The sequence below is a fragment of the Acinetobacter shaoyimingii genome, from assembly GCF_011578045.1.
Lineage (GTDB): Bacteria > Pseudomonadota > Gammaproteobacteria > Pseudomonadales > Moraxellaceae > Acinetobacter > Acinetobacter shaoyimingii.
On record NZ_CP049801.1, the window covers coordinates 2,363,701 to 2,383,143 of the forward strand.

22 protein-coding genes are annotated in these 19,443 nt (G+C 38.7%); 18 read left to right on the forward strand and 4 right to left on the reverse strand.

Annotated features, from left to right (window positions below; translation table 11 throughout):
- Nucleotides 1-150: 150 nt before the first annotated feature.
- The 6 genes from G8E00_RS10585 to purB all read left to right on the forward strand — a co-directional run bounded on the left by G8E00_RS10585 (nt 151) and on the right by purB (nt 5,572).
- Nucleotides 151-447, forward strand: a complete 297-nt coding sequence (locus tag G8E00_RS10585; protein WP_166224434.1) for a hypothetical protein — start codon at nt 151-153, stop codon at nt 445-447.
- Nucleotides 448-688: 241 nt separating this feature from the next.
- Nucleotides 689-1,483: a DUF1796 family putative cysteine peptidase gene (locus G8E00_RS10590; RefSeq protein ID WP_166224437.1), complete on the forward strand. Its 795-nt coding sequence runs from the start codon at nt 689-691 to the stop codon at nt 1,481-1,483.
- A 273-nt stretch (nt 1,484-1,756) separates the two neighbouring features.
- Nucleotides 1,757-2,242: an NUDIX hydrolase gene (locus G8E00_RS10595; RefSeq protein WP_166224440.1), complete on the forward strand. Its 486-nt coding sequence runs from the start codon at nt 1,757-1,759 to the stop codon at nt 2,240-2,242.
- A gap of 4 nt (nt 2,243-2,246) precedes the next feature.
- Entirely contained in the window at nt 2,247-3,380 is a 1,134-nt protein-coding gene (mnmA, locus tag G8E00_RS10600; RefSeq protein ID WP_166224443.1) for a tRNA 2-thiouridine(34) synthase MnmA, read from the forward strand.
- Nucleotides 3,381-3,393: 13 nt separating this feature from the next.
- Complete coding sequence (gene hflD, locus G8E00_RS10605; protein WP_166224446.1) at nt 3,394-4,125, forward strand: high frequency lysogenization protein HflD; 732 nt, start codon at nt 3,394-3,396, stop codon at nt 4,123-4,125.
- 58 nt (nt 4,126-4,183) lie between these two features.
- The gene (purB, locus tag G8E00_RS10610) at nt 4,184-5,572 is read left to right on the forward strand and encodes an adenylosuccinate lyase (RefSeq protein WP_166224449.1); all 1,389 of its coding nucleotides are present in this window, start codon (nt 4,184-4,186) and stop codon (nt 5,570-5,572) included.
- Nucleotides 5,573-5,704: 132 nt separating this feature from the next.
- Here the strand turns inward: purB and G8E00_RS10615 are convergent, their stop codons facing one another.
- Nucleotides 5,705-5,944: a hypothetical protein gene (locus G8E00_RS10615; RefSeq protein ID WP_166224452.1), complete on the reverse strand. Its 240-nt coding sequence runs from the start codon at nt 5,942-5,944 to the stop codon at nt 5,705-5,707.
- A 191-nt stretch (nt 5,945-6,135) separates the two neighbouring features.
- On the opposite strand from G8E00_RS10615, the gene G8E00_RS10620 reads away from it, so the two are divergent.
- On the forward strand, nt 6,136-6,768 hold the full coding sequence (locus G8E00_RS10620) for a DUF2238 domain-containing protein (RefSeq protein WP_166224455.1): 633 nt from the start codon (nt 6,136-6,138) through the stop codon (nt 6,766-6,768).
- Between the two features lie 63 nt (nt 6,769-6,831).
- On the opposite strand, the gene sohB is transcribed toward G8E00_RS10620, so the two are convergent.
- Nucleotides 6,832-7,794 carry a protease SohB gene (sohB, locus tag G8E00_RS10625; protein ID WP_166010575.1) on the reverse strand — a complete coding sequence of 321 codons (963 nt, stop codon included), beginning with the start codon at nt 7,792-7,794 and terminating at the stop codon, nt 6,832-6,834.
- Between the two features lie 267 nt (nt 7,795-8,061).
- Between sohB and G8E00_RS10630 the strand changes: the two genes are divergently transcribed.
- From G8E00_RS10630 to ruvB, 4 genes are all read left to right on the forward strand, one after another.
- Complete coding sequence (locus tag G8E00_RS10630; RefSeq protein WP_166224458.1) at nt 8,062-9,402, forward strand: deoxyguanosinetriphosphate triphosphohydrolase; 1,341 nt, start codon at nt 8,062-8,064, stop codon at nt 9,400-9,402.
- A gap of 28 nt (nt 9,403-9,430) precedes the next feature.
- On the forward strand, nt 9,431-9,934 hold the full coding sequence (locus tag G8E00_RS10635) for a hypothetical protein (RefSeq protein ID WP_166224461.1): 504 nt from the start codon (nt 9,431-9,433) through the stop codon (nt 9,932-9,934).
- A gap of 67 nt (nt 9,935-10,001) precedes the next feature.
- Nucleotides 10,002-10,604, forward strand: coding sequence for a Holliday junction branch migration protein RuvA (gene ruvA, locus G8E00_RS10640; RefSeq protein ID WP_166010581.1), 603 nt, complete (start codon nt 10,002-10,004; stop codon nt 10,602-10,604).
- Between the two features lie 236 nt (nt 10,605-10,840).
- Complete coding sequence (gene ruvB / locus G8E00_RS10645; protein ID WP_166224464.1) at nt 10,841-11,842, forward strand: Holliday junction branch migration DNA helicase RuvB; 1,002 nt, start codon at nt 10,841-10,843, stop codon at nt 11,840-11,842.
- Between the two features lie 11 nt (nt 11,843-11,853).
- Here ruvB and G8E00_RS10650 read toward each other — a convergent pair whose 3' ends face one another.
- The gene (locus tag G8E00_RS10650; RefSeq protein WP_166224467.1) at nt 11,854-12,579 is read right to left on the reverse strand and encodes a hypothetical protein; all 726 of its coding nucleotides are present in this window, start codon (nt 12,577-12,579) and stop codon (nt 11,854-11,856) included.
- Nucleotides 12,580-12,887: 308 nt separating this feature from the next.
- Between G8E00_RS10650 and ybgC the strand changes: the two genes are divergently transcribed.
- The 6 genes from ybgC (at nt 12,888) to pal (ending at nt 17,959) form a co-directional block, all read left to right on the forward strand.
- The gene (ybgC, locus tag G8E00_RS10655) at nt 12,888-13,295 is read left to right on the forward strand and encodes a tol-pal system-associated acyl-CoA thioesterase (RefSeq protein ID WP_166010589.1); all 408 of its coding nucleotides are present in this window, start codon (nt 12,888-12,890) and stop codon (nt 13,293-13,295) included.
- A gap of 21 nt (nt 13,296-13,316) precedes the next feature.
- The gene (tolQ, locus tag G8E00_RS10660) at nt 13,317-14,015 is read left to right on the forward strand and encodes a protein TolQ (protein ID WP_166010591.1); all 699 of its coding nucleotides are present in this window, start codon (nt 13,317-13,319) and stop codon (nt 14,013-14,015) included.
- Between the two features lie 2 nt (nt 14,016-14,017).
- On the forward strand, nt 14,018-14,467 hold the full coding sequence (gene tolR / locus G8E00_RS10665) for a protein TolR (RefSeq protein WP_166224470.1): 450 nt from the start codon (nt 14,018-14,020) through the stop codon (nt 14,465-14,467).
- Between the two features lie 3 nt (nt 14,468-14,470).
- Nucleotides 14,471-15,787, forward strand: coding sequence for a cell envelope integrity protein TolA (gene tolA, locus G8E00_RS10670; RefSeq protein WP_166224473.1), 1,317 nt, complete (start codon nt 14,471-14,473; stop codon nt 15,785-15,787).
- Between the two features lie 290 nt (nt 15,788-16,077).
- Nucleotides 16,078-17,361, forward strand: a complete 1,284-nt coding sequence (gene tolB, locus G8E00_RS10675; RefSeq protein ID WP_166010597.1) for a Tol-Pal system beta propeller repeat protein TolB — start codon at nt 16,078-16,080, stop codon at nt 17,359-17,361.
- A gap of 28 nt (nt 17,362-17,389) precedes the next feature.
- On the forward strand, nt 17,390-17,959 hold the full coding sequence (gene pal, locus G8E00_RS10680; protein ID WP_166010599.1) for a peptidoglycan-associated lipoprotein Pal: 570 nt from the start codon (nt 17,390-17,392) through the stop codon (nt 17,957-17,959).
- Between the two features lie 103 nt (nt 17,960-18,062).
- On the opposite strand, the gene G8E00_RS10685 is transcribed toward pal, so the two are convergent.
- Nucleotides 18,063-18,248, reverse strand: coding sequence for an NF038105 family protein (locus tag G8E00_RS10685; RefSeq protein ID WP_166010601.1), 186 nt, complete (start codon nt 18,246-18,248; stop codon nt 18,063-18,065).
- Between the two features lie 189 nt (nt 18,249-18,437).
- On the opposite strand from G8E00_RS10685, the gene G8E00_RS10690 reads away from it, so the two are divergent.
- The gene (locus G8E00_RS10690) at nt 18,438-19,415 is read left to right on the forward strand and encodes a class 1 fructose-bisphosphatase (protein WP_166224476.1); all 978 of its coding nucleotides are present in this window, start codon (nt 18,438-18,440) and stop codon (nt 19,413-19,415) included.
- Nucleotides 19,416-19,443: the final 28 nt, after the last annotated feature.

Here is a 19,443-nt window from a genome sequence, read left to right on the forward strand (position 1 = left end):
TTTTTCAAAATTGAAATCTTATTTTTATTTATAAGAAATAAAAACTTAAAATTCTTTTAATCATTTTGTAGGACATCGAGTCAGCTTTGCATAACGATTATTATAAAATTTATGCTAATAATTTAAGTAATTCATCATGAGAAAATGAATATGAATAGTGAGCTTCATCCAAGTTTGAAATTAGATGCTAAACAACAATGGTATGATCACAGCATTGACCAGATCATGGTGTATTTATTTAAATATCAGTGTTCAACAATTAAAGCTCAACTTTATGCTGAAACTTTAGAACGTTTCAATGCACTGGATATGGCAGCCAACTATTTTTTATTCGATTTAATTGAAGAACGTTTGCCACACAGAGCTAAAATGTTTTTTGCAGGCGAAAATTATCGAGGTAAACGAGAAACTATTTTGGAAGTGATGGCGCATATTGGTGAAGTGTAAAATTTCTATGACTTATTTAAGTATGAATTTTACTCAGTAAACTCTAACTCGGCACATCGCTTCGCATTTGAGTGCTTATTGTAATGCGAAAAAGGCATAAATTAAATTCATAGATTCAAATAAAATAATAAAATCAATTATTTAAAAACCATTAGAGAACTTTCACAGAATCAGCGATGAAATTTATTTTGTATAAGAAAGTCTTGATAAATAAAGAAAAAATTAAAATAATAATGTAGTATTGAATAAATATTTTAAGCTTTTGATTGAAATAAATATTTTTAAAAAATTGACCATCAAATTAGTAAAGAAATTTACTAAATTTTATGAAACCATTCAAACTTTTCGTAATAAAAATGATCCTTCTCTTTGGTTATCTTTGGGAGAAAACTGTCTAAGTGATTCTATTTTACAAAGATCTAATCTAAAAAGTTATAGTTCTTTGTACGGATCCGCTCGTTCGAATATTGACTATAACATTGAAATACAAAATAAAAATTTTAAAGATTTATTAAATAAAGACCAAACTGTATATGGCTATGTAAACTGGAAAGAGGTTCTCAGAAGTCGTTTGTATAATCGCTCAGATAATATATTCCATGATTTACATTGTAATGGTTTTGAGTTTACTCATCATGATTGGGTCAAGAACGAAAAATTTGTGCAAACTTTTGAAAGAAGAATCTTAAGAACTCAGAAAAGTATTGGTCATAAAAATTTTATTTTTCTTTATCATCATCGCTATACAGAAAAAAGTAATATCGATTTATTACGTCAGAAGTTAAATACTTTTAGAGAAATTTTCGAAAAAAATAATAAACATTGTCATATCATTTTGTTTTATCAGCACAAAATTTCAAACATCGATGAAAGAAATTTAGTACTGAAGAATGTAGATCATAAAATTATTGAGTTTGTATTCCATACTCAATATATATGGGAAGGTGATGATCAAGATATTTTTTGGGCTAGAAATGATAATGATTTAATTGAAGACATGATTCAAAAAAGTAAAGACATTATTTTTAATCAATAATTTAATGCTACCATAAATCATAGTGTAGACCTGATGTTAAATTCTAATTTTATTATTTATAAAATATAGTATTAGCAACTTTTTTAAAACAGCCTCAATAACATAAGTAGGCTGTTTTAATTTTATTATGTTATGCGCTTGCCATCTAGTGAATACTCTAAATATGATTTATTTCAAGAAAATAAGTCACCTTCGCTAAACAAATATCTACTCAACATAGCCACACACGCCTAAATTTTGTAGAATAGCCTTTTCTCTCCTTGGTGCTGTTCTATGACCGCTTGGGCTGCTCACGTCACTGTTGCAACTGTCGTTGAAAAAGACGGAAAATTTCTTTTTGTAGAAGAACATACAGAAGGTGTCACACATACTGTGTTCAACCAACCTGCGGGTCACGTTGAAGCGAATGAAACCATTGTTCAAGCTGCCATTCGTGAAACCATGGAAGAAACGGGACATGCGGTCGAAATTGATGGGTTATTAGGAATCTATACCTACACCCCACCCATGTTTCCAGATCGTACCTATTACAGATTTTGCTTTTTAGCCCATGTGCTCGAATACTTTCCAGAAGCACCTTTAGATACAGGTATTGTCGGTCCAAAATGGATGACACTCGATGAGTTGCAAGAATCAGCTCGTGCTCGTAGTCCATTGGTGATCAAAGCCGTGAAAGATGCATTATCTGGTCAAAAATTCCCTTTATCGCTCGTTTATGAGCATCAAAACTCTCCTTTTAATTCAAATTTGGATGCCTAATCCTATGCAACAACGTGTCATCGTCGGTATGTCGGGTGGTGTAGACTCTTCTGTTTCTGCGGCACTTTTACTTCAACAAGGATATCAAGTTGAAGGGCTTTTCATGAAAAACTGGGAAGAAGATGACGGCACAGAATACTGCACGGCAATGGAAGACCTTGCCGATGCGCAAGCCGTATGTGACAAAATTGGGATCAAACTTCACACTGCCAACTTTGCCATGGAATATTGGGATCGTGTCTTTGAACATTTCCTTGCCGAATATGCTGCAGGTCGTACGCCAAACCCAGATATTCTCTGCAATAAAGAAATTAAATTCCGTGCCTTTTTAGATCATGCGATTAACTTAGGTGCAGACTTTATTGCGACTGGTCACTACTGCCGTCGTGGTGAAACTTTAAAAAATTCACGTGATGAAGAATATGCGCCACTACTTCGTGGCTATGATCAAAACAAAGATCAAACCTATTTCCTACATGCAGTGCATGGTCGTGAAATCAATAAGACCTTGTTCCCTGTCGGTGAAATTGAAAAACCTGAAGTTCGTCGTATAGCAGAAGAACTTGGACTTGCAACGGCGAAGAAAAAAGATTCGACCGGTATTTGTTTTATTGGTGAGCGTCGTTTCAATGACTTTTTAAAACAATACCTCCCTGCGCAAGCTGGAAAAATTGTACTCGATAACGGTAAAGAGGTTGGTGAACATCACGGCTTAATGTACTATACGCTCGGTCAGCGTGGTGGCATCGGTTTAGGTGGTTTAAAAGGTGCTGCTGAAGGCGCATGGTTTGTTTTATATAAAGATATTGAAAACAATCGTCTGGTGATTGGCCAAGGTCATGAACATCCACTCATGCAAAGTACCATTCTTTGGAGTGAAGCCATTGACTGGGTTGCAGGTGAACAAGAGATTCCTGAAACAGGTTTCCGATGCACGGCGAAAACACGTTATCGCCAACCTGACCAAGGTTGTGTGATTTTCAAAGATGCGACCATGCCAAATGGTGTTCGTGTTGAATTCGATGAACCACAACGTGCCGTTACACCAGGACAAAGTGTCGTTTTCTATACAGATGAAGTTTGTTTAGGTGGCGGTGTGATTCATCATACCAATGCACCAAAACCTGATTTTATTTAAAGGATTTTTTCGCATGACAGAGTTACCGTTTCAACAGTTACAAACTCTGAATGTACGTCAAAATAGAGCTTTGGCGTTGGCGGCAGTGTTTCAATCTGCTCAGCTCACCCATATGACTGCTTTAACAGGACGACAGAGTATTGGTGAATACGGTAACTTCTATCTCGAACAGTTGGTGAAAGCCAGTTTAAACATTCGACCACAGTCGATTCAAAACTGCCAAACCTTAGATTACTTTAATCAGCTGTCCGACATTTCCTTAGGTTTAAAATCACTAGAAAGCAGTATTACCCAACCTTTTAATACCGCGCCAAAATCTAAAATTCCTAAATTTTCCAGTGCAAAACTTCCGATGAGCTATGCCATGGCATTGCTCCATTTAGAAAAGAAAGTCTATAGTAATCCGAAATTTGTCGAAATTATTGAACAATCTCAACAGAAAATTTTAAGACAACTTTCATTTTTTGATAATAATTATTTACATCCAAGCATTCTTGCCAATTTAGCTCAAACCTATGTCGATACAGCAGGACAAATCAACCCTCGTATTATGGTTCGTGGCAATGCAGAAGCATTTAAGGACAGCGCACATACCAATCGTATTCGTGCAGCATTATTTACAGGATTACAATTGGCGCACTTATGGCGTCAATCTGGAGGAAGTTCATGGTCAATGATCTTCTCCAAACGCAAATTATTGAAAGATATTCAAGATCTTGCTCGATTACAATACGAGGTTCTTTAACCATGTATACACATCGAGTTTTTGTTTTACGTTTAATTCCAAAATTTAAGGAATCGCTATGAACGCTTTAACTGCACTTTCACCATTAGATGGACGCTATGCGAGCAAATGTGATGCTCTACGTCCTTTCCTGTCTGAGTTTGGTCTAATCCATGCTCGTGTGACTGTTGAAGTACGTTGGTTACAAGCGCTTGCTAACCGCCCAGAAATTACTGAAGTTCCAGCATTTTCAGCTGTAACCAACGCTGCACTTGATGCGATTGTTGCCGATTTCTCTGAAGAAGATGCAAACCGCATTAAAGAAATTGAACGTACAACCAACCATGACGTGAAAGCAGTTGAGTATTTCCTTAAAGAAAAAATTGCACACATTGATGAATTGAAAGATGCAGGCGAATTTATTCACTTTGCATGTACGTCTGAAGACATCAACAACTTGTCTCATGCACTCATGTTGAAAAGCGGTCGTGAAGTTTTGGTTGTCGCAATGCAACAAATCATTGATGCAATTGCTGAACTTGCAGAAAAACATGCTGACCAACCGATGTTGTCTCGTACACATGGTCAAACAGCTAGCCCAACCACTTTGGGTAAAGAAATGGCAAACGTGGCTTACCGTCTTGCACGCCAAATCAAACAATTCAAAAATGTTGAACTTCTAGGCAAAATCAATGGTGCTGTAGGTAACTATAATGCGCACTACTCTGCTTATCCAGAGATCAACTGGCCTGCACATTCACAAGCCTTTGTAGAATCTTTAGGCTTAGAATTCAACCCGTACACGACTCAAATTGAACCGCACGACTACATGGCGGAATTGTTTGATGCATTACGTCGTTTCAATACCATCTTAATCGACTTTAACCGTGATGTTTGGGGCTATATCTCGCTTGGCTTCTTCAAACAACGTTTGAAAGAAGGCGAAGTAGGTTCTTCAACCATGCCACATAAAGTCAATCCAATCGATTTCGAAAACTCTGAAGGTAACTTGGGTATTGCCAATGCAATCTTGGGTCACTTAGGTGAGAAACTTCCTGTATCTCGCTGGCAGCGTGACTTAACGGACTCAACGGTTCTTCGTAACATGGGTGTTGGTTTCGCACAAAGCTTGATCGCTTTTGAAGCATGTTCAAAAGGTATTGGTAAACTTGAATTAAATGCACAACGTATTCTTGAAGATTTAGACAATGCTCAAGAAGTATTGGCTGAACCTATTCAAACTGTAATGCGTCGTTATGCAGTTGAAAAACCATATGAAAAACTAAAAGCGTTGACACGTGGTCAAGCAATGACACGTGACATGATGGTGAGCTTCGTGAACGGTAATGAACTTGAAGCTGTTCCTGCTGCCGACCGTGCGCGTTTAGCGGAAATGACACCAGCAACTTACACAGGTAATGCTGCTGATCAAGCAAAACAAATTAAAGAGCTTATCTCTAAAATCTAAGTCTAAAATCTCATTTTAGATAAAAGCAAAAAAAGCGAAGCTTAGGCTTCGCTTTTTTATTTGAATATATAAGCTCACTCTTGCGCTTCGCTTTAAAGCAGTGCTTTAAAACTTGCTCAGGAGAGGGAACTTTTATTCAACAGGACAGTATCGCAACCAATCTGCTTTCATTTTTTCCAGTTCAGCACCAGTCAAAACATCACAATAGTAAATATAGTAGTTTGCATGGGGATATTCAATTTCATGTCGATATAATACACCACGTAAGGAAACAGCTAATTCTTTTGGAAATTCATCAACTAAATTGAGTTCTTCAAAATCATAATTAAAGTAACAGTTTTGCTTCGCTTCAAATGCTTCTATAACAGCCATGCTCTACCCTATAACTCTAAATCTAATGAAAATATTTTAATGGATTAAAGCGATAAAAGCTTTGAGAGGTCGGTTTTATTCATAAAAAAAATAGACAGATAAAAATTGATTTTTAGATTTAAAAGTAAGCCAAGATCTCGCTTTTTTTATATACTACGGCAAACTCAATGCTTAAAATAAGAATTTATTCAATGATTTATTATAAATTAACCAGAAAACATTGGCTTAGTCTAGCTGTTCTTGCAATCTGCATCATTATTGCTTCGATCCAACCACTTGAATATCCATCATATATGTTGCATCAAATCGGTACATTGCTGATGCTGATTGCGCTGTTTGTTTGTCTCAAAAAAATTGGGCTGACTTTATCTAGTTTTGTGCTTTACTTAGGTTTCTTAGTCATTCATGTCCTCGGTGCGCATTATCTTTACTCTTATGTGCCTTATAACGAGTGGTTCATTGAATATCTCAGTTTCGATCTCAATCAAGCGATGGGATGGACACGTAATATGTACGATCGTTTAGTACATTTGGCTTATGGCTTACTGCTCTACCCATTCTTTTTAAGATTATTTCAAGTCTGGCTACCTACTTTAAAACCTTACGTGTTATTTCTTCTCACGGTTCAATTTGTCATGGCGACCAGCCTCATTTATGAATGGATTGAATGGCTGATTGCAATTGGATTATCACCTGAAGAAGCAGAGAATTATAATGGACAGCAAGGCGACGCTTGGGATGCACATAAAGATATGCTGATTGCGACCTTTGGGGCAATCGTGACGGGAATTTTGATGCTTATTAAACAAAAACCGAATGCCTGATCCAATAAAAAAGCCAATCATCAGATTGGCTTTTTCCACTTCATTTAAACTTAGAAATTTAAATTAAAGTTTAGGATCACGCATTTGAACCAGATTTGAATTGGCTTTTACTAAGCTATCCAATACCTTACTCATTACCGCAGGAATTAAGCTATCTGCCATTTGCGCAGCTTGCAAACCTAATTTTTCACCTAAAGTTGGCTTACTACGGGTTTGAATCAAATACACATCGTTTTGGCTCAATAAATTCAACAAATATTCATCCGATGTTTGCAGTTTATCGACCAAGTTTAAATCAAGCGCATCTTGACCATACCAATGCTCACCTGTTGCAACTTTCTCAACATTCAGCTGTGGACGGTATTTTTCAACAAAGTGTTTAAACAACGCATGCGTTTGTTGCAACTCTTCTTCGAATTTTGCTTTACCTTCATCCGTATTTTCACCAAACATGGTCACCGTACGTTTGTACTGACCTGCTGTGTACAATTCGAAGTCGACATTGTGTTCTTTCAACAAGCGATTAAAGTTCGGTACTTGTGCAACAACACCAATTGAACCTAATACAGCAAACGGCGCAGAAACAATTTCATTGGCAATACATGCCATCATATAACCGCCACTGGCAGCAACTTTATCGACGCAAATCGTAAGGTTAAATCCTGCATCTCGTAAACGAACCAGTTGTGCAGCAGCGAGACCATAGCCATGAACCATGCCCCCTGGACTTTCCAGACGAAGCACCACACGGTCACGACCTGCTTTCGCTGTTGCTAAAATTAAAGTAATTTCTTCACGCAGATGTTCAACCGCAGATGCAGCGACATCGCCTTTAAAATCGATCACATAGACTTTATTGTTATTCTTTTTACGTGCACGTGCTTCTTTGGATAATTGCTGTGCCAATTGTAAAAGCTCAAACTTAGATGCTGTCGTCTGCGCAATTTTTTTTCGTTGTTCATTAATTCGTGCATTTAAATGCGTGACACGAATTTCGGCGGGCAATTTAGGCAAATGAAATAACATAGATTTCGCATCTCTTGGATATTTAATTTATTTCTCCTAACATGAGGTCTATCTCATCAAATTTCAATGTTTTTCTGATGTGCTTATCCGATTATTTTGTTCATACTCTGTTTTAATGAACTAAAAATCTCATTTCAATTGAATCACTATTATTTCAAACGAATTACGATCATTTCAAACAAAGTATGACAACTTATGTCGCACGACCCTAGTCCTATACTCATTTTTTTGGCATGATGCCATTAAAACATAAGTGAATAATGATAAATGACTCAAATGCGCTGGTTAGAACTCCTCTCCACAATTCGTATTGGCAGTAAAAAACAAAGCTCAGAACAAGCTCGTAGTCCATTTCATAAAGATTATGATCGTATTATTTTTTCGCAAAGTTTTCGTCAACTGAATCGTAAAACCCAAGTGCATCCGCTTACACAACACGATGCCATTCATACCCGTCTTACGCATTCTCTTGAAGTTTCTTGTATTGGTCGATCATTGGGCATGTTAGCAGCTGAAAAAATCAAAGATGAACTTCCTGTGTGGATTTCACCTGCCGATGTCGGCGCCATTATTCAAGCGGCATGTTTAGCACATGATATTGGTAATCCACCTTTTGGTCATGCAGGTGAATACGCCATTCGCGAATGGTTTGATGATGCCTCTCACGGTGACTTTTTAAAAGCGCTGACACCTGAACAGCAAGCCGATGTGCGTCAATTTGAAGGCAACGCACAAGGTTTAAGACTACTGACTAAAATTGACTATCATCCCAATGATGGTGGTATGCGCCTCACTTACGCAACCTTAGGGGCTTACTTAAAGTACCCATGGTTATCTAAAACCATCGAGTCGCAAGATGATATCCCCGCCAGCAAACGCGCTAAATTTGGCTGCTATCAGTCTGAAAAAGAAATTTTAATGCAGATCGCTGAACAACTTGGACTCATTAAACTCGGTGAATATCATTATTGTCGTCATCCTTTGACGTATTTACTCGAAGCTGCGGATGATATTTGTTATGCCCTGATTGACCTTGAAGATGGCATTATTTTAAACATGCTTACGTATGAGGAAGTTGAACCTATTTTCCTAAATTTATTGGGTGAGTTCAGTATTCCCGTTGAATTAAGCATTCCCAATACCACATGGCAACAAAAGATTGCAGCCTTACGTGGTCGAGTCATGAAACGTCTGGTCGATGAAGTGACGACAGCTTTTGCCAAGCATCATTATCAAATTTTGTCAGGCCAACTTAAAACCAGTTTATTACAATGTTGTTCTGAAGACATTGAAATAGGGATTACCAAAGCAAAAAATCTGGCTCGAGATAAGATTTTCGAACACCCACAAAAAGCAGGTCTTGAAATTATTGCGCATCAAAGTTTACAGCATATTTTAGATGCCTTTATACCGCTGACCACGCCGAATAAAGTCAACAGTTTTAAAGAAGGTCGTTTAATGACGATATTGACTGGTTTTGGCGCGAGATTTAGTGATGATCATTATGAAAACATCATGCAAGTTTTAGACATTATTTCTAAATTTTCAGATCATCAGGCCTATAATTTGGCGCAGGAATTACAGGGTAATAAGGTGGGATTTTTATAGAAGTTAATATTTAAATTAGGAATATATAGTGAAAAAAGATGAACCGAATGTAGACTTGATTCAATATATTTACATTGCAGTTTTAGCTTTAGTATTAATCCTGATCTTCACTTTTCTCACCAAAATTAATATTAAGCATTCAAAACCTATAGCCGTAAAGACCCTAGATCAGCGTTTAGAAAAACTACCGTCGTCTGCCTTACGACTTAGTGATGAAGCAAAAGTTATATTTGCAGAACAAATAGAGAATCCTGAATGGATTCATTTCTCGTGGTTTAAATCTGGAGCCATACGCTTTGCGATTCATATACCTGAATCGCAATTAAGTCGACATGATCTTTATTTACGCTATATCCCGAAATATGAAGAGAACCATTGGATTAGGCAAGATAATCCTTATTTTATTCAGTTCAAGCATCAAATAACCGGAGATCAGAGTTGCATTTCGACACAATACAAAGATGAGCAAAATTATTGGATTATTGAATTTATTCCAAGTAAAGAAGATTGTGGTTTATTCTCTTTGCTCTAAATCTCTTTTGCCATCGTTTCAATTTATCTCTAATATTCAACCATCAACAAAGAAGTGAATAAGTTTAATGATCGGATGTCTTATTGGTGAAGTCCTTGCTTTAGAAGCACCTACCGTGGTTTTAAATGTCAACGGTGTAGGCTATGAAATTGACACACCACTTTCAACATTTTGCCAACTGCAAAAAGGTCAAAAAGTAACGCTATGGACGCATTTAGCTGTACGTGAAGATGCCCAACTTCTTTATGGCTTTATTGATGCACGTGAAAAAACCATTTTCCGTACCCTGCTCAAAGTCAATGGCGTGGGTCCGAAAATGGCACTCGGCATTCTTTCTACCTTAAGTGTTGAAATGCTGATTCACACCGTCGAACATGAAGATGTGAACACTTTGGTTAAAGTCCCAGGTGTCGGCAAAAAAACCGCTGAACGTCTGATGATTGAACTCCGTGATCGTTTTAAAGCCATGTCTGCTGGGGCAACACATAGCAACTCAACCACTGAACAAATTCAATTTACAGGCAACTCGGCAGTGGCTGAAGCTGAAGCCGCTTTGCAATCACTCGGTTATAAACCTGCTGAAGCACAAAAATTGATTAATGCAGTCAAAGCCGACTACACTGAAGCATCTGACATTATCCGTGCTGCACTCAAGTCGATGAATAAGTAATGATTTAACCCCATATTTATAAGTATCTATAAGTATGAGATCAGTTGATGGGCAGCATGGATGCTGCCGCAGAAAGATGGCATAGGATGTGCCATTATTTCTGCAAAGGGTTTTGTTACTTTTGCCCTGTCAAAAGTAAGTTATCGCCTACGCGAAAGTTTAAGAATTAAGATCTATCATTATGGCTGTATGAAAACAAACATTGAAGATCTTCACAATATTGGTAATTAAGCTTTATGCAAGACCGTATAATCAGTGGTTCTGAAAAACCCGAAGATCACTTTGATCGTGCCATTCGACCAACGTCGCTTGATGACTACATCGGGCAACCTGTAGTCCGTGAACAAATGGAAATCTTCATTGGTGCGGCACGAGGTCGTGGTGAAGCACTTGACCATACTTTAATTTTTGGTCCTCCCGGTCTCGGTAAAACCACACTTGCTAACATCATTGCTCGTGAAATGGGTGGCAACCTAAAATCAACTTCTGGTCCCGTCTTAGAACGTGCAGGTGATTTGGCTGCCATGCTGACCAACCTCGAAGAAGGCGATGTGCTGTTCATTGATGAAATCCACCGCCTTTCACCTGTGATCGAAGAAATCCTCTACCCAGCCATGGAAGATTACCAGCTCGACATCATGATTGGTGAAGGACCTGGCGCACGTTCCATTAAACTCGATTTGCCGCCATTTACACTGGTTGCCGCAACAACTCGTGCAGGTTTGCTGACTTCACCACTTCGTGATCGTTTCGGTATTGTGCAACGTTTAGAGTTTTATTCAGTTGAAGACTTAACTCATATTGTGTCACGTTCTGCCAGTCTCATGGATGTACCGATGACAGCGGACGGTGCTCAAGAAATTGCTCGTCGTGCACGTGGTACACCACGTATTGCCAATCGCTTGTTACGTCGAGTACGTGACTACGCACAAGTCAAAGGCACTGGTGAAGTAACACAAGACATGGCACAACGAGCACTGGATATGCTCAATGTTGATAAAGATGGTTTAGATACTTTAGACCGTCGTTATTTAAGCATGTTGCTTGAGCGTTTTGATGGTGGTCCTGCGGGTGTTGAAGCTTTAGCTGCGGCTATGGCGGAAGACTCAGGCACACTTGAAGATGTGATTGAGCCTTATTTGATTCAACAAGGTTATGTGATGCGAACTGCACGTGGACGTATTGCTACCAATATGGCGTATTTACAGTTTGGGATGACACCACCTGAGCCTAAATAAAATATCAAGGCCTATATGTCCTGCCAAGCATATAGGCATTTTTCTTTCTCCTTGATAAATTGGTTCAAGTTCATTTGTGAATTACCAAATTTTTTGGCTATTTTATCTAAGGTCTCTGAACTTTTTTTTTCATCTATACCCAGTTCTGAATAGAAGCTCCAAGCTAGTTTCATAATTTGAAATAATTCGTCTTTTAAAAATTTATCATTTTCATTTTTAAAATCAAAATATACAAATACCCCATGAGCAGCTGAGCATAAATGAAAATATTTTGATTTAATTTTATCTCTGATATTCTCAATTTCATTTAATTTATTGAGGTGATAAATAACCTCAATTGAAGTAATACATTGATTATTAAACTCCATTCCAACTTGGTAGTAATGAGAAATTGAATCTCTAAATTTAGCTAATTTATGATCACCACTTAATATTCTAAGTTCTGCAACCTTTATTTCTATCTGAGATTTAATTAAATTTTGATTTGAAAATATATTTTCTTGAGTGGATTTTCTAACTACATAAATGGTTGTAAAAAATCCTAATACACTAATTAATCCCGAAACAATAATTGATCCAGCAACAAGCCAATCCGTCGAACTCACATTTAAATCCAATGGAACTCTTGATTGATTGGTTTCAGCAACGATATGCGTACTCACCGTTGGTTGGATAGGCACAACCCATGGCAGTTGAATCATCACATCCTGACCATCATGCTTATCTATATCAACCATCCCCACCTCAAAAAATTAAATAAAATGATATATTTACAATAATTTTAATCTAAAATCAGAGACAGCTAAACACATTATTTTGCAACTTAAAAGTATTGCATTGAACATCATGAGTCATAATGTCATGGCTTCATGCATAGGCAATTGCTCAATAACAATTGAAACCTTGTGCCATTGGACTGAAACTTCAGAGTGATAAACTTCAACGCTTTAAAGTGCTTGACCTCAGGATAATGAAGCGAAAAAATCATATTCTGAACATCCGCTTTAACCTCAATACAGCATTAACCAGCAAATGGAACATGAACATGGCGAACAAATTTGAATTTCAAATTCGGGTTTATATAGAAGATACCGATGCAGGAGGTATTGTCTATCACGCCAATCACATACGTTTTATGGAACGTGCCCGTACAGAATGGCTACGCGCTTCAGGCATTTCACATTACTGGCACCAAAAAGACTACAACTTCGTTGTACATAAAATTGCGCTGAAATATTCACGTCCAATCATGATGGATGACTTAATTACTGTTACAGCGAGTGTAGTTTCGTGTAAAGCCACATCTTTTGTATTGCAACAAAATATTTATCGTGGTGAAATCATGCTTGCTTCTGGCGAGGTCGAATTGGCATGTATTAGTTCAGCCATGCGACCACTAAGAATTCCTGATGAAATACGTGATCTCATTCAAAGGGAATTAGCTCACGAATAAACACTTTTGGCACATGTAACTATGGCAACACAACTAGAATCTTCACTTCATATTTCAGATTTAATCTTACAAGCAAGTCCTGTAGTTCAATTGGTCATGCTTATTCTGGTCTTGGCCTCTCTCTTGAGTTGGTACCTGATTGCCAAGTTACATATGACCTTTAAAAAAGCCAAACAAGGTGATGAACACTTCCAGAAAGTTTTCTGGTCAGGTGCAGAACTCAATACCCTCTACAACAATGCTCAAGTCAATTCTAAACGTGAAGGATTAGAAGATATTTTCTATCACGGCATGGGCGAATTTTTAAAACTCAAAAAAACTAAAGCACACACTGAACAAACCATTGACGGCACTGAACGTATTTTACGTGTAGGTTTAAGTCGTGACCAAGGTCAAATGGAACAAGGCTTAGGTACACTTGCAAGTATTGGTTCAGTTGCCCCTTATATTGGTTTATTTGGTACAGTTTGGGGCATCATGAATGCCTTTATTGGTCTAGCACAAGTGGAACAAGTGACTTTAGGCACAGTTGCTCCAGGTATTGCAGAAGCATTAGTCGCAACAGCGATTGGTCTTTTTGCTGCGATACCTGCTGTATTGGCATTTAACCATTACACAGCCAAGGGTGAACAAGTTTATTCAGACCGTGCTTTATTTTCAGAAGAAATGGTGGCGCTATTACAACGTCAGTCTGTGGGATCTACACAGGAAGCTGAATAATCATGGCGATTCAACGTTCTGGACGCTTTGAGCGTATTAAAAAACCATTAAAAAGTGACATGAATGTCGTACCCTATATCGACGTGATGTTGGTGTTACTGGTGATCTTTATGGTGACAGCACCTATGATCACCACAGGTGTAAAAGTTGATTTACCTCAGGCAAATAACAATCCAATTGTTTCTGAAGATCGTCCTGCCATTGTCACTTTAGAAGCAGATGGCACCATTAAACTTGAAGATGCTCAGCACAAAAATGATGTGATGGAACTTGAGGAATTAGAGCAAGTTCTCACTGAAGCTCAAAACAAAGCTCAGGAAAACAATAAACAACTTAGTGTGTTAATTAACGGCAGTGAAACTCGTCCATATGGCGAAGTGATGAAACTGATGTCAACACTTCAAGATGCAGGACTCACCCAAGTTGGATTACTCACTGAGTCTGTTAAGTAAGCGATGAATCATATGAAGAAGCCACAATCCAGAGAAAACAAGATTGCACTTGGTTTCACTGTTGCTGTGCATGTGGTTGCACTTACGGGCTTAATTTTTTTAGGCATTACGCGCCCTCCTGAACCACCAAAACAAATTAAAACGGTTTTAGTCAAACCTGAAGATTTGGTTGATCCAAAACCAATGATTGAAACTGATGCGACTGAAACAGCAGATACCAATGTTCAAGAGCAGATTCAACAAACCAATGAACCGGTTGTGGATGCACCTGAAATTCCAGTGACAGCGCCAACTCCGCCTGTTTTACCGAAAGTCGATCAACAAAAAGAGGCTCAAAAAGCGGCTGAAGCAAATAAAAAAGCGGAAGCTGAAAAACTTGCCGCTCAAAAGGCTGCTCAAGCAGCAGCTTTAGCCAAAGCGGAAGCTGCTGAAAAAGCACGTCAAGCAAAAGCCGATGCTTCCAACAAGGCGAAAGCAGAAGCCGCAGCTAAAGCTCAAGCTGAGGCAAATGCAAAAGCTAAGGCAGAAGCCGAAGCGAAACGTAAAGCTGATGCGAATGCTAAAGCCAAGGCGGAAGCCGAAGCGAAACGTAAAGCTGAAGCAAATACTAAAGCCAAGGCGGAAGCCGAAGCAAAACGTAAAGCCGATGCAAATGCTAAAGCCAAGGCGGAAGCCGAAGCTAAACGTAAAGCTGAAGCAAATACTAAAGCCAAGGCGGAAGCCGATGCAAATGCTAAAGCCAAGGCGGATGCCGAAGCGAAACGTAAAGCTGATGCGAATGCTAAAGCCAAGGCGGAAGCCGAAGCCAAACGTAAAGCCGATGCAAATGCTAAAGCCAAGGCGGAAGCCGAAGCCAAACGTAAAGCTGATGCAAATGCCAAAGCCAAAGCCGATGCAAAAGCAAAAGCTGATGCCGATGCGAAGGCAAAAGCCAAATCTGAAGCTGATGCAAAACGTAAAGCTGATTTAGAGCGTGAACTCGAAGCTGAAAAGGCATCTGCTGCAGATAAGGCAAAAGAAGCTGCTGCTGCAAAAAAAGCTGAAGCGAAGAAAATTGCTTCTTCTGCAAAACGTGACTTTGAAAACAAAGTTAAAAATGCATGGCGTATGCCTGCCAATTCTTCTGGGCAAAAAGCATCTGCACGTGTGACCTTAACGGAAAGTGGTGGCGTGGCTTCTGTGGTTGTCAATGCGACAGATCCAGATGTCAAAGCCAGCGTTGAACAAGCCGTTCGTTCTGCTGCCCCCTATCCGATGCCATCAGATCCTGATGCACGTAGTCAGGCACGTACATTTACAGCCTCATTCACCGTCAAATAATCTGTTCAAACAAACCCTATATTCGTATAGGGTTTGACCTCTTTATGCCTAAATTTTCATTTTCTTTTCTATCATGGTTATTGTATATCGACATTTTAAATATTTATTGCAACTTAAATTTTATTCAAATGATTACACTTTACCATTTCATATAAATCACCTAAATTGATTAGGGTGATTTATCATGCAAACACACCATGAATTACATGCTTGTTATAGATTAAAATCATGTCTTTATGCTAAAAAGCTAGTATGAATTAAAAACCACTACATTGAGTACATCGAGTCCAATGAAAATGACCACAAAACATTTTTTAGGTATCGCTATTCTTGCAGCGCTTAGTCCTGCAATTGTGACTACCTCTTATGCCCAGCTTCATTTAGAAATTGCAAAAGCACCAGAACAAGCTCCTAAAATTGCAATTGTGCCATTCAATAATGACAATGCACTTTATCCAATCGTAGAAAATGATCTTAATCGTTCAGGTCGTTTTAGTAGCGCATCTAAAAATCTTCCAGCATCAGCAACAATCAACAATGCCAATGCAGATGCTTGGAAAGCTGCTGGTGTGCCTTATGTGGTTACAGGTGACATCAAAACCAATGCAGATGGCTCTCTTGCAGTACACTATCAACTTTATGATGTCGAAAAACAAAAATATCTACTGAATGAATTATTGACTGTACCTGCATCTCGTGTGCGTTCTGCAGGTCATATGATTAGTGATGCAATCTATCAAGCATTGACAGGTATTGCAGGCGATTTTAGTGGTCGTATTGCTTATGTACTCCGTAATGCTGCAACTCCAGCACAACGGTACACGCTTCAAATTGCAGATACAGATGGCGAAAGACCGAAAACCGTACTCAGCTCAAAATACCCAATTCTCTCGCCTGCTTGGACGCCAGATGGTAAGAAAATTGCTTATGTATCGTTTGAGACCAAACGTCCTGCCATTTATGTACAAGACTTAGCTACGGGTCAACGTGAAAAATTGGCCGCTTTCCGTGGTTTAAATGGTGCACCAAGCTTCTCTCCAGATGGCAAGAGCATGTTATTTACAGCTTCTATGCATGATAACCCTGAAATCTACCAAATGGATTTAGAGACTCGCCAAGTCAAACGCATGACCAATGATTCTGCGATTGACACTGAAGCGCGCTATACTCCTGATGGTAAAGGATTTATCTTTACTTCTGATCGTGGTGGTTCTGCACAGATTTATAAATATTCTTTTGCAGATAGTACGACAAAACGTCTCACTTTCCGTGGTGCATTTAATGCACGTGGCACGCTCAGTGCAGATGGTAAATATGTCGCTTTAGTACATCGTCCATCAGGCAGCAACTACAAAGTCGCGATTCAAGAAATTTCCACAGGTATTACCAATATTTTGACCCCAACAAGTTTGGATGAATCTCCAAGCTTCTCTCCTAATGGTCAAATGGTGGTTTACGCAACGCGTGAAAACAACCGTGGACTATTGTCGATTATGTCGACTGATGGCAGATTCCGTATGAATCTACCAAGTGAGCAAGGTGAAGTCCGAGAACCTGCTTGGGCCCCAAAATAATCTCATCAATTTTTCAATGGAGAAAAACATGAAAGCCATCAAAACTCTAGCGTTACCGCTTCTTGCGCTTAGCATTGTTATGACAGGTTGTGCTAGCCGTAAGCCTGCGACTACAACAACGACTGCAACTGCACCAACAACTGCATCTACTGTAGATACAACTGGTCTAAGTGAAGATGCAGCACTAGATGCACAAAGCTTAAATGGCGCATCTGCTAAAGGTGTGACTGAAGCAAACAAAGCGTTCTTGGCTAAACGTGTTGTTCACTTTGACTATGACAGCAGTGATTTAACGAATGAAGATTATCAAACACTTCAAGCACATGCTCAATTCTTATTGGCAAATGCGAATTCTAAAATCGCTTTGACAGGTCATACAGATGAGCGCGGTACGCGTGAGTACAACATGGCGCTAGGTGAGCGTCGTGCTAAAGCAGTTCAAAGCTACTTAATCACGAATGGTGTAAATGCAACTCAACTTGAAGCTGTAAGTTACGGTAAAGAAATGCCAGTAAATGCAGGTCATGACGAAGCAGCTTACAAAGAAAACCGCCGTGTTGAATTAAACTACGAAGCTGTTCCACCATTACTTAAGTAATTGGCTGGCTGATTATTTTTTTCAGATTGTCCACAACACAATGTGCTTAAAATAATCCAGTGCTAAAAAAAGCGCTCATTGTGAATGGGCGCTTTTTTATTGCTTATGCATCACCGTCTTTCGGCATGGGATGTTGCATGGCTTCAATCATGTCATGCTTATTAAACTTTTTATATTCAGGCTTGGACTCGTATTGCTTCCACGCTTCATTGGAAGAGTCTTTCGTAATACTATCTAGATTAATCGCTTCATTCGGCGTTGGAGTCGCTTCAAACTTTTGTACGGTCATTTTCGTTCTCCTTATACATCGATGTGTTGTATAACATTTTATTCTTAGTATCAAAATAGCATGTTCTACAACTCTTTCAAGCAGAATTCTTTACAATACTCAATTAAGGTTTCTATTTTGAGCTGAACTCTCTAAAATAGACCCATTCAAATTTTGTTATATCTTGACTGCTTTCTGGAGCATTTTGCTATGTCTTACCGCACCCTCTCCCAATACTTACAACAACAGCAAGGGAATCTTACACCTGAATTATCGAATGTCATTGAAACCATTGCAAAAACATGTAAAGACATCGATCAGCTTTTACAAAAAGGTGCTTTAGCTGGTGTTTTAGGTAGTGCGCAACATGAAAATGTTCAAGGCGAAGAACAGAAAAAACTCGATGTGATTTCAAATGACTATTTGATTGATGCATTGAAAAACAACGCCAATGTCGGTGGTTTGGCTTCTGAAGAATTAGACGAATTCACCCCTGCTCAAGAAAATGGCAAATATCTTGTATTGTTCGATCCGCTTGATGGTTCAAGCAACATCGACATTAACATGTGCGTGGGTACCATTTTCTCAATCTTGCCTGCAAAAAATGCAGTGACTCAAGCCAAAGATTTTATGCAAGCAGGTACTGAGCAAGTAGCTGCGGGTTATGTGCTTTATGGTCCATCAACCATGATGGCTTTAACTGTAGGCGCTGGAACAATCTTCTTCACGTTTGATCCTGAATCTAAAGAATTCTTACTCACATCAGAAAATATCCAAGTCGCTGCTGATACGAAAGAATATGCGATTAATGCTTCAAACGCTCGTCATTGGGAAGCGCCAGTAAAACGTTATATCGACGAATTACAAGCAGGCAAAACATCTGTACGTGAAAAAGATTTCAACATGCGTTGGGTTGCATGTATGGTGGGTGATATTCACCGCATTCTTTGCCGTAGCGGTATCTTCTTGTATCCATATGACACTAAAGATCCTAAAAAAGCAGGTCGTTTACGCTTAATGTATGAAGCAAACCCTATGAGCATGCTCATGGAACAAGCAGGTGGCGCTTCAACCACAGGTCGTGTACGTATTTTAGAGATCCAACCTACAGAACTCCATCAACGTGTACCTGTAGTGATTGGTTCTAAAAATGAAGTAGACCTTGTCACTTCTTACCACAACATCTAATTTAAATTTTACATTTACAATGGAAGTT